Source organism: Streptomyces sp. 6N223 (assembly GCF_052246635.1).
Lineage (GTDB): Bacteria > Actinomycetota > Actinomycetes > Streptomycetales > Streptomycetaceae > Streptomyces.
Map to the genome: position 1 here is coordinate 1 of NZ_JBQQCA010000077.1, position 12,578 is coordinate 12,578.

The following is a 12,578-nucleotide window of genomic DNA, read 5'->3' on the forward strand; positions in this document are numbered from 1 at the left end:
CCCCCCCCCCCCCCCCCCCCCCCCCCACCACGGTGCATCGTGGATCAGTTGAGGATGGTGGCTTCGAGGGAAGCGAGATCCACCGTCTGGCCCGCGAGGCTCTCGACCTTCGTCACCTCTTCGGTTCGGTCGTCCCATTCGATGGCCATGGTGTCACCGGTGAGCCGGAGGGTGGCGTTCTGAAAGGGGGCGTCCTGGCAGGAGAAGAGGACCGGCTCCCAGTCGAGGGAGCCGGCGACTCCGACGTCCTGCGTGCAGACCTCGCCCGTCCCGGAGTTCCCGTACAGGACGCCGTCGGGGGTGGTGTAGAGGGTGACGCCGTCGGACTCCCAGTGGGCGTACCAGTCGTCGGCGCCCTCGGTGCCGCCGCCCGAGTCCGCGCCGGAGTCGCCGCCGGAGTCGCCACCGGAACCGAATCCGCCGGTGGTTTCGAGCTCCAGCTCGCCCGCCCCGCTGTCCTCGCCACTGCCGCCGGAGGTGAGTCCGGCGCCGGGAGGGCCGTCGCCTTCGTCGTCGTCCCCGCAGCCGGCGAGCAGCAGGGTGGCCGCGATCACGGCAGCCGGAGCCATTAGTTGCATTCGTGCGCGCACAGGATTTCCCCCGTCATTGCTGCGATGAGCTGATGAATGGGACTCACCATAGAGAAGAAGCAGGGGAAATGCCAACCGAGCCATTGAGAAAGCGCCGAGAAAGCGCCGAGAAAGCGGAATGCGCTATTAATGAATCGGAATAGGTGCGGCCTGATGACCTGTGAGGACCGAAGTCACTCCTCGAATTCCGATGAATTGGCTGCTCAGCCTGGCCGAGGCCGGTTCCGTTACCGCCTGGCCGCCCGCCACTCCGGGGCGAGCACCGACCAGATCTCCAGGTCGTACCGCACGCCCCGGTGCACGTCGCTCTCGCGCAGCACACCCTCCTTCGTCATCCCCAGCCGCCGGGCCACGGCGATGCTGGGCTCGTTCACCGAGAAGACCTGCCACTCGACGCGGTGGATGCCCCGCTCCTCGATCGCCCAGTCGATGATCACGCGCACGGCCCTGGTCACCAGGCCCCGGCCCACCGCCGAGGGCTCCAGCCAGCAGCCGGCCTCGGCCGTGCCGTTCTCGACGTCCATCGTCCGGAAGAGGACGCCGCCGGCCAGCTTGCCGTCCCTCCAGATGCCGTAGAGCCGTCCGGTGTCGGCCGCGGCCTTCTCCGCGTACCTCTGGAGGAACGCCCGGCTCGACTCCAGGTCCGTGACCAGGTCCGGCAGGGCGCTGAGCCGCCCGACGTACTCCCGACCCCGGTCGATGTGGGCCAGGAACTCTTCCGCATGGCGGGGCTCCAGCGGGCGCAGCTCGGCGCCGTCGTCGCCCAGGGATATCGCGAACATGCCGCAAACATACGCGCCTCGTCCGAGCGTCCTCGTCGACGACACCTACGCCGGGCCGACGCGGGAACGGGACGGGGCGCCCTCCATCCGGCGCCGCGTCGCGGCCACGTCGCACTTGCCGTTCGGGGTGACGGCGAACTCCGGGACGACGTGGATGTCGCCGGGGACGAGCGCCGAGGGCAGGGCGCGGGTGAGGGCCTGAAGGATGGTGTCCGGGAGGTCGTCGGCGGAGGCCGACGCCGCGGCGGGGCGGACGAAGAGTTCCAGGGTGTCGACCGGGCCGCGCACGATGTCGAACGCCGCGTCGGCGACGCCGGGCACCGCCAGCACGTGGTGGCGCAGCTCGCCCAGCTCGACGCGGTGGCCGTTGACCTTCAGCTGGTCGTCCTCGCGGCCGAGGTAGAGCAGCACGCCCTCGGGCAGCAGCTCCACCATGTCGCCGGTGCGGTACGCCCGCCCCGCGTCCGGGCCGCCCAGCTCGCGCTCGTCGATGAACTTCCCGCCGCCGTCGGGCCGGTTCAGGTACCCGGCGGCCACGGCCCTCCCCGCGATCACCAGCTCGCCCGGCCGGCCCGCCGGCACCGGCCGCAGCCGGTCGTCGACCACGTACGCCCGCGTGTTCCAGGCGGGCGTGCCGATCGGCACGGTCGGCAGGGACGGCACGCCGGCGGCGTCGAAGCGGTACGCGCAGCAGCCGATGGTGGTCTCGGTCGGGCCGTAGTGGTTGACCAGGGCCACGCCCTCCAGCCGCCGCCCCAGGGAGGCGAGCAGCGCCGGGTCCAGGCGTTCGCCGCCGAACATCAGCAGGCGGGTGGCGTCGGCGTACGGGGGCGGGGTGGCCAGCTCCTCGAAGAAGCGGGCGTGGGAGGGGGTCATCTTGACGAAGGTGTAGCGCCCGGCGCGGGCACCGGAGCGGGCACCGCCGAAGAGGGTGTCCTGGTCGTGCAGGCCGGCGACGGTCACCACCCGGTTGCCCTGGGAGAGCGGCACCCACAGCGAGGTCATGGCCAGGTCGAAGCCGAGGCTGCCGAAGAGAGGGCTGCCGCTGCCGCCGGAGCCGACGAGGTCGCCGCACCAGGCGACGTAGTTGGCGAGCGAGGCGTGCGGCACCATCACGCCCTTGGGCGTGCCGGTGGAGCCGGAGGTGAAGACGATGTAGGCGATGTCCTCCGGGCCGGGCAGCTCCGGCGGCTCGGGCGGCTCCGGCGGGACGCGCCCGGGGCCCCCGGTGAGCGCGGCGACGTCGATGACGGGGACGGCGAGGGCCGGGAGGCGGCCGCCCGAGCCCGCGCCGTCGTGGAGGAGGGCGGCGGCGTCGGCCCCGGCGATGACGGCGTTGGTCCGCTCGCCGGGGTGGGCGGGGTCGACGGGCACGTACGCCGCCCCCGCCGCCATGATGCCGAGCGCGGCGGCGATGGTGCCGGCGCTGCGGTCCGCCCACAGCACGACGCGGTCGCCGGGGCCGGCGCCCGCCTCGCGCAGGGTGGCCGCGATGGTGAGGGCGCGCCGCCACAGCGCGCCGTACGTCACGTCGTCCACCGCGGCGGCGTCGGGCCGCAGGCGGGCGTGGTCGCGGACGATGCGCACGACGGAGTCGGCGGCGACGCGGCGTTCCGCGCCGGCGATCAGGCTGGGGTGGGCCACTGACGAGAACATCGCTATCGCTACCTCGCTACTGCCTGGGGCGTGATGAGCCGCGTCACCTCGGCGCCGAGCGGGGTGGCCGGGTCGCCGAGGTCGAAGGGAAGGTCGAAGTGGTGGCGGCCGGGGACGACGATGTCGGTGACCCGGGCGCCGGCCCGGCGGGCCGCGTCGGCGAAGTCGCGCTGCTGGCGGGCGAAGGCGTGCGTCTCGTTCTCGCCGAGCGCGAGGACGAGTTCCGGCAGCGGATCCTCAACGCCGGGGCCGGGCCCGCCGAGCCGCAGCAGCGGGCTGCACGCGCGGGCCTCCTCCTCGCCCATGCCCAGCGCGTCGTTGACGTAGGTGTGGCGCAGCGGCCGCACGTCGTAGACGCCGCTGATCAGGGTCGCGGAGGCGATGACGTCGGCCGGGCGCGCGCCGCAACGCCGCCAGCTGGCCGTGTCGACGAGTGCGGACGCGACGAGGTGGGCCCCGGCCGAGTGGCCCGCCAGGTGCACCTCGCGGGGCGCGGCGCCGCCGGGCAGCAGGCCCGGCTCGGTGCAGACGCGGCGTATCGCCTCGCCGGTGGCGGCGGCGATCTCGCGCAGGGTGTAGCGCGGCGCCAGGCCGTAGCCGAGCGCGGCGAAGGACACGCCCGCGGCGAGGAGGCCGCGGGCGGCGAACGCCGACTCGTCCTTGCTGAGCTCCTGCCAGTAGCCGCCGTGGACGAAGACGAGGAGGGGCGCGTCGGCGCGCGGCGCGGGGAAGAAGTCGAGGGTCCACTCCGGGAGCGGGCCGCAGGGCAGGTCGCGGTGGCAGGCGAGCTCGGCGCGGGCGCGGGCGGAGTCGGCGGCGTAGCGGGCGAGGTGGGGCGCGATGTCGTCCACGCGCGTGCTGGGCGAGAACTCCCGCTCCAGCTCCGTCATGTCGCTCACGATGGCTCAGCCTCCTCGGCCCCCACCGCCCACACGTCGGGCACCAGCTGGCGGCGGGCGGCCCGCCACAGGTAGGAGGCGCCGTCGGACCCGGCGGTACCCTGGCCGCGGCCGAGGAAGTGGTCGGCGAGCACCGCGTGCCGGGCCCGCCACATGGCGACCGCCTCGTCGAACTCCAGCAGTGCCACGCGCACCTCCTCGGCGATCAGCGGATCCTGGCAGCCGGCGGTGAAGGAACGGTACGCCTCCTGGAGGGACCGCTCCTCGAGCCGCCCCCGCAGCCGGGCGAGGTCGGCATCGCCGAACCCGGCGGTGTTGAGGAAGCGGACGTCGCGCAGGCCGCACAGGAACTCGATCTCGCGCCACTGCACGGACTGGAATCCGCTGGCGTCCCCGAGCTCGGTCCTGATGGCGTTGAACGCATCGGGCGTCAGCGTCGCCAGCGCGTCGAACTGCCGGAGCAGGGTGGCCATCACGGCGGCCAGCGGCCTGATCCGGCGCGCCGCGAGAACGCCGTCGCCGGCGTCGAGAGCCGACCTGGCCGCCTCGAGATGGCGGAGTATCACGGCGAAGAAAACCTCGCACGACTGGTGGGTCGCCAGGAACAGGACCATGTCGGGGTCGTCGTCGTGTACCCTCGCGGCTTTGAGGAGTTCGTCGAGCCGCAGCACCTGCCCGTAGGGCATGTCGTTGGATTCACGCCCCTGCGCTTGCGCCGTCCCGTACCGGGTCGCGTACTCAGTCATGTGGCGAGGCTGCCGCATTCCGCTGACACATGACTGACGCCGTTATTCCGGATCTTTTTCCACGGCCCAGACCTCGCTCTCACCTGCGAGTTTCGCCCGAGACTTAACGGCCTAGCCGCCCCTTGACCCCGTCCCTAGAGTCACATTCCGGGGAACCGGCTTCCCGCCACGCCGGTAATCCGCGAACCTACCGGACAACGAACAGGAGTCGGCAGTGGTTAACACAGTTGTGATCGTGGGCGGAGGCACAGCGGGTTGGATGACGGCCTCCTATCTGAAGGCCGCTTTCGCGGACAGGATAGACGTCACGCTGGTGGAATCGGGAAAGGTCGGCACGATCGGCGTCGGCGAGGCCACCTTCAGCGACATCCGTCACTTCTTCGCGTTCCTGGGCCTCAAGGAAAAGGACTGGATGCCGGCGTGCAACGCCACGTACAAGCTCGCGGTGCGGTTCGAGAACTGGCGTGAGCCGGGCCACTACTTCTACCACCCCTTCGAGCAGATGCGGTCCGTCAACGGCTTCGCCCTGACCGACTGGTGGCTGCGGGAGGGCCCGACGGACCGCTTCGACAAGGACTGCTTCGTCATGCCGTCGATCATCGACGCCGGGCTGAGCCCGCGTTATGAGAACGGCGTCCTCATCGACTCGCCCTTCGACGAGGACGCGGAGGAGATGCAGGGCCTGACGATGGTGGAGCACCAGGGCAAGACGCAGTTCCCCTACGCCTACCAGTTCGAGGCGGCGCTGCTGGCCAAGTACCTGACGACGTACTCCGTCGAGCGCGGCGTGCGCCACATCGTCGACGACGTCCGCCACGTCGACCTCGACGAGCGCGGCTGGGTCACCGGCGTGCGCACCGCCGAGCACGGCGACCTGACCGGCGACCTCTTCATCGACTGCACCGGCTTCAGGGGCGTGCTGCTGAACAAGGCCCTCGAAGAGCCCTTCATCTCCTACCAGGACACCCTCCCCAACGACAGCGCGGTCGCCCTCCAGGTCCCCATGGACATGGACCGCCGCGGCCTGCTGCCGTGCACCACCGCCACCGCGCAGGACGCCGGCTGGATCTGGACGATCCCGCTGACCGGCCGCGTCGGCACCGGCTACGTCTACGCCCGCGACTACCTCAGCCCCGAGGAGGCCGAGCGCACGCTGCGCTCCTTCGTCGGCCCGGCCGCGGCCGACGTGGAGGCCAACCACATCCGGATGCGCATCGGCCGCAGCCGGAACTCCTGGGTGAAGAACTGCGTGGCGGTCGGCCTGGCCAGCGGCTTCGTGGAGCCGCTGGAGTCCACCGGCATCTTCTTCATCCACCACGCCATCGAGCAGCTGGTGAAGAACTTCCCCGGCGCCGACTGGAACCCCGCCCACCGCGACCTCTACAACAGCGCCGTCTCCCACGTCATGGACGGCGTGCGCGAGTTCCTGGTCCTGCACTACGTGGCGGCCAAGCGCCAGGACACGCAGTACTGGCGCGACGCCAAGACCCGCGCCATCCCCGACGGGCTGGCCGAGCGCCTGGAGAAGTGGCGGGCGCAGGTGCCCGACTCCGAGTCGATCTTCCCCTACTACCACGGCCTGCCGCCGTACTCCTACATGTGCGTCCTGCTCGGCATGGGCGGGATCGACGTCAAGCCCTCCCCCGCGCTCGCGCTGAGCGACCCGGGCCCGGCGCGGCAGGAGTTCGCGCAGATCCGCGACAAGGCCGATCAGCTGGTCAAGGTTCTGCCCCGGGCGTACGACTACTTCACCCAGTGGGACTGACCCCGCGGCCATGGACCTCATGGACCTCATGGACCACGCGGAGCTTCTCCCCCTGGTGACACGCGCCGGGCACGCGGCGGCGGCGCTCGCCGTCGTGCTGCTCATCGCCGCCGCCGGCAGGGCGGCGGCCCGGGGGCTGCGGCAGCCGGAGGTCATCGGGGAGATCACGGCGGGCCTGCTGGCCGGGCCCGCCGTGATCGCCCTGATCGGCCGCGACGGGTTCGACGCGCTGCTGCCGCGGCCGGTCTTCGACATCCTCCGCTTCGTCGCCACGGCCGGCCTGATCCTCTTCCTGGTCGGCCTGGCGCATCACCTGGCGACGGGCGAGGGCCGCCCGGCCCGCCGCGCCACCGCCTGGGTGACCGCCGGGGCGCTGGTGCCGCCGCTGCTGTCGGGAGTGCTGCTGGCGGGCTGGATCCTGGCCGGCGACGACGCGGCGGCGCGCGGCGGCGCGCCGCTGCCGGCGTTCCTGCTGATGACGGCGGTGGCGATGTCCATCACCGCCGTGCCGGTGATGGCGCGGATCCTGGCCGACCGGGGCATGACCTCCTCGGCGCCGGGCCGGCTCGCGCTCAACGCCGCCATCGCCATCGACTCCGTGGGGTGGCTGCTCCTCACCATCGCCATCAGCCTCGGCGCCGGGGACGCGGCGGGCACGCTGCACTCGGTGCGGGCGCTGCTGGCCGGCGCGTGCTGCGCGCTGGCCATCCGGCGGCTGCTGCTCACCCGCGCCGCCCGCGTGCTGTGCGTCAGGCGGCCGGGGGCCACGGCGGTCCTGCTGGGCGGGGCGGCCATGGCCGTGGCGTTCGGCATGGAGCACATGGGGATGACCGCCATCCTCGGCGCCGCCATGACGGGCCTGGCGATCCCGGGCGGGGCGGACGCGCCGTGGGGCGGGGCGGTCGAGCGCGTCTCGCGCTTCGGGCGGGCCCTGGCCCCGGCGTTCTTCGTCGTCACCGGCGTCACCGTGCTCAGCGAGGCGTTCGGCAGCGCGCCGTGGGCGCTGATCGTGCTGGCCGTGGTCCTCGGCTGCGCCGGCAAGGGCCTGGGCGGCTACCTCGGGGCGCGGCTCGGCGGGCAGCCGCCGGGCGTGGCGCTGCGGGTCGGCGTGCTGGTCAACGCCCGCGGGCTGACCGAGCTGATCGCGCTCCAGGCCGGGCACGAGGCGGGGATCCTCTCCGCGCCGCTCGTCCTGGCGCTGGTGGTGATGGCGCTGGCCACCACCGCCCTGACCGGGCCGCTGCTGAACGTCCTCGACGTGCTCGACCGCAGGCAGAGCCGTCGGATCGCCCCGGACACCCGCCGGGACGCCGTGCCCATCCCTCTCACCACGCGACAGAAAGCGTCAGAAAGCGGTGCACGATGACGGACCAGACCATCCAGATCCCCAGACAGGTGACCACTGACAGCTTCCGCACGATGATGAGCGGCTTCCCCACGGGCGTCTGCGTGGTCACCACCACCGACAGCGCCGGAACGCCGCGCGGCATGACGTGCTCCTCGGTGTGCAGCGTCTCGCTCGAACCCCCCATCCTCCTGGTCTGTCTGCGCTCCGGCAGCCCGACCCTGGACGGGGTGCTCCGCAGCGGGTCCTTCGCGGTCAACCTGCTGCACGAGGGGGCCCAGGCGGCGGCCGAGCTGTTCGCCTCCGGCAACCCCCACCGCTTCCAGATCCACCCGTGGGAGGAGACGCCCGGCGCGGCGGGTCCGCACCTGGTGAAGGACGCCCACACCATCGCCGACTGCGACGTGGTGCTGACGCAGGAGGTCGGCGACCACGTCACCGTCTTCGGCGAGGCCCGGCGCATCAGCGAACGCAACCCCTACCCGCCGCTGCTCTACGGGCTGCGGCAGTTCCGTACCTGGTCGACTACCTGAAGGGAGAGGCTGGCGGGGGTCCACCGATCGGTGGACACCGGGTTCAACTGGTCGGGCCTGCCGCGGAGATGGGGCCCCCAGCCAGCATTGATGGCATGAAGAATCTTCCTGTACACATGGCACGCTGGAGCGCCCGGCACCCGGGGCGCGCGATCAGCGGATGGTTCCTGTTCGTCGTCGTCTGCGTGGGCCTGAGCATGGCCCTCGGCAGCAACCCGGCCCAGACCGAGGACTTCCGGGTGGGCGAGGCGGGCCGGGCCGAGGCGATGGCGAGCGAGGGCGACCTGGAGCGCAAGCCCACCGAGCAGGTGATGATCTACGCCGAGTCGGGGCAGGTGGACGAGGTCCAGGCCCGCGCCGCGGCCGACGACGTCATCTCCCGGATGCGCGCGCTGCCCGAGGTCGACACCGTGGGGGATCCGGTGTGGTCCGAGGACGGCGCGATGATGCGCATCCCGGTCGTTCTGGGCGGCCCGGAGCTGGACGGCAAGGAGAACGTCGTCCCGCTGCTGGAGCAGACGGCCCAGGTTGACGCGCTCTACCCCGACCTGGTCGTGGAGGAGACCGGCTCCCCCGCCATCAGCAAGGGCGTCAACGACCAGCGCGACGAGGACCTGGCGCTCTCGGAGAAGATCGCCTTCCCCTTCACGATCGTCACGCTGCTGGTCGTCTTCGGCTCGGTGGTGATGGCCGGCGTCCCGCTGCTGCTGGCGATCTCCTGCATCGTCGCCGCCGTCAGCCTGTCGGCGGTCGCCTCCCACCTGCTGCCGGATCCGGGCGTCGGCACCAACATGATCCTGCTGATGGGGCTGGCGGTCGGCGTCGACTACACCCTCTTCTACCTCAAGCGGGAGCGGGAGGAGCGGGCGCGGGCGAAGGGCCGGCTCAGCTCCGAGGCGCTGGTGGAGCTGGCGGCGCAGACCGCGGGCCGGGCCATCGTGGTCTCGGGCCTGGCGGTGATCCTCTCCACCGCCACCCTCTACCTCGCCACGGACGTCATCTTCTCCTCCCTGGCCACCGGCACCATCCTGGTGGTGGCGGTCGCCGTGTTCAGCTCGCTGACCGCGCTGCCCGCCCTGCTGGTGAAGATCGGCCAGCGAACCGAACGCCGCGAGGCGAAGAAGGCCGCACGCCGCGCCAGGCGCGGCAAGCCGCCGGTCGTGAGGGAGCCGAAGCCGGAGGTCGGCCGCGTCTTCGGCGCCCTGATGAGCCCCGCCCGCAAGCACCCCGCCGCCACGCTGGTCGTCTCGGTGGTGGTCATGCTGGGCCTGGCCGCGCCGGCGCTGGGCATGAAGCTGTTCGACCCGGGCCGCGACTCGTTCAGCCGCGACATCCCGGCCATGCAGGCGTACGACCGGCTCACCGACGCCTTCCCCGAGCTGCTGGTCAAGCACGAGGTCGTGGCCCGCTCCAGCGCCGAGAACGCGCCCGCGGTACAGGAGGCCCTGAGGGAGCTGGGCGAGCAGGCCCAGGCGGACCCGCTGTTCGCGCGGAACGCCGAGCCGGTGCTGCGGACCTCCGACGACGGCCGGATCAGCGTGCTGGAACTGGCCGTTCCCCACCCGGCGTACGCCGACGCGGCGGCCGACTCCCTCGCCCACGTCCGCGACGACTACCTGCCGGCCACGGTCGGCCAGCTGGACGGCGTGGAGACGGCGGTCAGCGGTGACGTCGCGAGGGGCCAGGACTACGTGACCGACGAGAAGTCCAAGCTGCCGCTGGTGGTCGGGGCCCTGCTGCTGCTGACCTTCGTCATGACGGTGGTGGCGTTCCGCTCGGTGGTCATCGGGCTGGTCGGCGTCTTCCTCAACCTGCTGTCGGCCGGGGCCGCGCTGGGCGCGCTGGTCGTGGTCTTCCAGGGCGACTGGGCCGAGAGCCTGCTGGGCTTCGACTCCTACGGCGCGATCGCCTCCCGGGTGCCGCTGTTCCTCTTCGTCCTCCTCTTCGGACTGTCCATGGACTACCAGGTGTTCGTCGTCAGCCGCATCAAGGAGGCGTACGACAACGGCATGTCCGCCCGCGAGGCCGTGATGGAGGGCATCGCCAAGTCGGCCAAGGTCGTCACGAGCGCCGCGGTGGTGATGGTCACGGTCTTCGCCGCCTTCGTCTTCCTGCATCTGACGGAGATGAAGCAGATGGGCTTCTGCCTGGGCCTGGCGGTGCTGCTGGACGCGGTGATCATCCGGATGATGGTGCTGCCGGCGATCCTGCTCCTGCTCGGCGACCGGGCCTGGTGGCCGCACCGCCCGGCGATCGAGGCCACGGGCGCGCCGGCCGGCACGGGGGCGGCGGCGGTGCCCCAGGACGCCCCTGCCCGGCCGGAGTTGCAGACCGTACCCTGACAGCCATGATTCACCGACCGCAGCGCGGCGACCCGTTATGGATCTGGACACTCGTGTGGTGGGACCTCGCGTCCTGGGCGCTCCTCGCCCTCCTGGTCCTCCTCACCCTCGCGGGAGACGTTCCCACGGCGGGTGAGCGGTACGGGTCGCTCGCGCTGATGGTCGTTCTGGGCCTGAGTTACGCCGCGCTGCGCCGGTACCCCGGCAACCGCGTGATGGGCCCGAACCGGTACCTGGCGCTGCTGGCCCTCACACTCGGCACGCTGCACCTGCTGCGCAGCGGATTCGGCATCCTCTACCTGGTGATGCTGCCGCAGTACGCCATCGTCGCCCGCGGCCCGCGCGCCGCGATCCCCTTCAGCGCCCTGACCGCCGCCGCCATCACCGCCGGCGGCTACCTCCGCGAGGGCGACACCCTCGGCGACCTGGGCCAGGAGGCCCTGTCCCCCGCCGCCGGCCTCGCCGCCAGCCTCGTCATCACGCTCGTCACCCCACGCGCACTGGCGCTCCAGGCCGAACGCGCCCAGCTCCGCGCCGACCTGGCCGCCGCCCAGCTCCAACTGGCCGAGGCCCAGCGCCGCCAGGGCGCGGCCGAGGAGCGCGAACGCCTCGCCCGCGAGATCCACGACACCCTCGCGCAGGGCTTCGCCTCCATCATCGTGCTGGCGGAGGCGGCCCGCGCCCGCCTGACGACCGCGCCGGAGGCGTGCTCCCAGCAGCTGCGGTCCATCGAGCAGACCGCGCGCGAGAACCTGGCCGAGGCCCGCGTCCTGGTCGGCTCCGCCCCGCGGGACGGCGTCGCGCCCGGCTCGGTGGCGCGCACCCTGCGCCGCACCCTGGACCGGTTCATCGAGGACACCGGGCTGGCGGTGGAGGCCGAGCTGGCGGACATCGCGTGCGACCAGCCGACGCGGATCGCGCTGCTGCGCTGCACGCAGGAGTCGCTGGCCAACATCCGCAAGCACGCCCGCGCGACGACCGTCGGCGTGGTGCTGAGCCCTCACCCCGACGGCGTGGAGCTGGAGATCACCGACGACGGGCGCGGCTTCGTGGTCGGCGAGTCGAAGGGGTTCGGCCTGGACGGCATGCGCAGGCGCCTGGCCGAGCTCGGCGGCGAACTCACCGTCACCAGCTCCGTCGGCGACGGCACCCGCGTCCTCGCCATGATCCCGACCGACAGCGAGGCCGAGGTGTCCCATGCCTGAGGTGAAGCCTGGGGTGAACCCTGAGGTGCACAGGGCGCTGCGCGTCATCCTCGCCGACGACCACACCGTGATGCGCGCGGGCCTGGTGGCGTTGCTCTCCTCCGAGCCGTCCATCGAGATCGTGGGCGAGGCGGGCGACGGCCGCGCCGCCGTCGAGCTCGTGGCGCGCGCCGAGCCCGACGTGGCCCTGCTCGACCTGCGGATGCCGGTGCTGGACGGCGTCGCCGCCACGGCCGAGATCGTCGCCGCACGGCGGCGTACCCGGGTGATGATCCTGACGACGTACGACACGGACACGGACATCGAGCGCGCCGTCGAGGCGGGGGCGACCGGGTACCTGCTGAAGGACGCGACGCGCGAGCAGCTCGTCGAGGCCATCCACGCCGCCTCGCGCGGCGAGACGGTGCTCGCCCCTCGCGTCGCCCAGCGGCTGGTGGCCCGGATGCGGCAGCCGGCGCCCGTGGCGCTCACGCCGCGCGAGGTCGACGTGCTGACCGGCGTCGCCGACGGCCTGAACAACGCGGAGATCGGCAAGCGGCTGTTCATCGCGGAGGCGACGGTGAAGACGCACCTGCTGCGGATCTTCGCCAAGCTCGACGTCAGCGACCGCACCCACGCCGTCGTCGTCGCCCTCCAACGCGGCCTGCTGCCCCGGCCGTAGCTGCCCGGAGAGCTCCGGTGCGGGACCGTAGCGAAGTTGTCACTCCGCTGGTGA

11 protein-coding genes are annotated in these 12,578 nt (G+C 72.4%); 6 read left to right on the forward strand and 5 right to left on the reverse strand.

Features of this window, described 5'->3' with window-relative positions:
* Nucleotides 1–44 precede the first annotated feature (44 nt).
* The 5 genes from ACTWQH_RS30365 to ACTWQH_RS30385 all read right to left on the reverse strand — a co-directional run bounded on the left by ACTWQH_RS30365 (nt 45) and on the right by ACTWQH_RS30385 (nt 4,673).
* On the reverse strand, nt 45–554 hold the full coding sequence (locus tag ACTWQH_RS30365) for a hypothetical protein (protein WP_443290010.1): 510 nt from the start codon (nt 552–554) through the stop codon (nt 45–47).
* A 263-nt stretch (nt 555–817) separates the two neighbouring features.
* Entirely contained in the window at nt 818–1,372 is a 555-nt protein-coding gene (locus ACTWQH_RS30370) for a GNAT family N-acetyltransferase (protein ID WP_443290011.1), read from the reverse strand.
* Between the two features lie 45 nt (nt 1,373–1,417).
* A complete protein-coding gene (locus ACTWQH_RS30375) occupies nt 1,418–3,028 on the reverse strand; it encodes an amino acid adenylation domain-containing protein (RefSeq protein WP_443290012.1) in 1,611 nt (536 codons plus the stop codon).
* Between the two features lie 8 nt (nt 3,029–3,036).
* Nucleotides 3,037–3,918 (reverse strand): alpha/beta hydrolase, encoded by an 882-nt coding sequence (locus ACTWQH_RS30380; protein ID WP_443290033.1) that lies wholly within the window; start codon nt 3,916–3,918, stop codon nt 3,037–3,039.
* Between the two features lie 5 nt (nt 3,919–3,923).
* Nucleotides 3,924–4,673, reverse strand: coding sequence for a tryptophan 2,3-dioxygenase family protein (locus ACTWQH_RS30385; RefSeq protein WP_443290013.1), 750 nt, complete (start codon nt 4,671–4,673; stop codon nt 3,924–3,926).
* A 259-nt stretch (nt 4,674–4,932) separates the two neighbouring features.
* Here ACTWQH_RS30385 and ACTWQH_RS30390 point away from each other — a divergent pair, with 259 nt between their 5' ends.
* The 6 genes from ACTWQH_RS30390 (at nt 4,933) to ACTWQH_RS30415 (ending at nt 12,524) form a co-directional block, all read left to right on the forward strand.
* Nucleotides 4,933–6,438 (forward strand): tryptophan halogenase family protein, encoded by a 1,506-nt coding sequence (locus tag ACTWQH_RS30390; protein WP_443290014.1) that lies wholly within the window; start codon nt 4,933–4,935, stop codon nt 6,436–6,438.
* 10 nt (nt 6,439–6,448) lie between these two features.
* On the forward strand, nt 6,449–7,804 hold the full coding sequence (locus tag ACTWQH_RS30395; protein WP_443290015.1) for a cation:proton antiporter domain-containing protein: 1,356 nt from the start codon (nt 6,449–6,451) through the stop codon (nt 7,802–7,804).
* A complete protein-coding gene (locus ACTWQH_RS30400) occupies nt 7,801–8,316 on the forward strand; it encodes a flavin reductase family protein (RefSeq protein ID WP_443290016.1) in 516 nt (171 codons plus the stop codon). Before ACTWQH_RS30395 ends, ACTWQH_RS30400 begins: the two co-directional genes overlap by 4 nt.
* A gap of 95 nt (nt 8,317–8,411) precedes the next feature.
* Nucleotides 8,412–10,658 carry an MMPL family transporter gene (locus ACTWQH_RS30405; RefSeq protein WP_443290017.1) on the forward strand — a complete coding sequence of 749 codons (2,247 nt, stop codon included), beginning with the start codon at nt 8,412–8,414 and terminating at the stop codon, nt 10,656–10,658.
* A 5-nt stretch (nt 10,659–10,663) separates the two neighbouring features.
* Entirely contained in the window at nt 10,664–11,863 is a 1,200-nt protein-coding gene (locus tag ACTWQH_RS30410; protein ID WP_443290018.1) for a sensor histidine kinase, read from the forward strand.
* Nucleotides 11,856–12,524 (forward strand): response regulator, encoded by a 669-nt coding sequence (locus tag ACTWQH_RS30415; RefSeq protein WP_443290019.1) that lies wholly within the window; start codon nt 11,856–11,858, stop codon nt 12,522–12,524. Before ACTWQH_RS30410 ends, ACTWQH_RS30415 begins: the two co-directional genes overlap by 8 nt.
* Nucleotides 12,525–12,578: the final 54 nt, after the last annotated feature.

Bases quoted from the DNA above. Each gene is read 5' to 3' on its own strand.
- ACTWQH_RS30370 (WP_443290011.1), bottom strand. From the start codon at position 1,372: ATGTTCGCGATATCCCTGGGCGACGACGGCGCCGAGCTGCGCCCGCTG.
- ACTWQH_RS30375 (WP_443290012.1), bottom strand. From the start codon at position 3,028: ATGTTCTCGTCAGTGGCCCACCCCAGCCTGATCGCCGGCGCGGAACGC.
- ACTWQH_RS30380 (WP_443290033.1), bottom strand. From the start codon at position 3,918: ATGACGGAGCTGGAGCGGGAGTTCTCGCCCAGCACGCGCGTGGACGAC.
- ACTWQH_RS30385 (WP_443290013.1), bottom strand. From the start codon at position 4,673: ATGACTGAGTACGCGACCCGGTACGGGACGGCGCAAGCGCAGGGGCGT.
- ACTWQH_RS30390 (WP_443290014.1), top strand. From the start codon at position 4,933: ATGACGGCCTCCTATCTGAAGGCCGCTTTCGCGGACAGGATAGACGTC.
- ACTWQH_RS30395 (WP_443290015.1), top strand. From the start codon at position 6,449: ATGGACCTCATGGACCTCATGGACCACGCGGAGCTTCTCCCCCTGGTG.
- ACTWQH_RS30400 (WP_443290016.1), top strand. From the start codon at position 7,801: ATGACGGACCAGACCATCCAGATCCCCAGACAGGTGACCACTGACAGC.
- ACTWQH_RS30405 (WP_443290017.1), top strand. From the start codon at position 8,412: ATGAAGAATCTTCCTGTACACATGGCACGCTGGAGCGCCCGGCACCCG.
- ACTWQH_RS30410 (WP_443290018.1), top strand. From the start codon at position 10,664: ATGATTCACCGACCGCAGCGCGGCGACCCGTTATGGATCTGGACACTC.
- ACTWQH_RS30415 (WP_443290019.1), top strand. From the start codon at position 11,856: ATGCCTGAGGTGAAGCCTGGGGTGAACCCTGAGGTGCACAGGGCGCTG.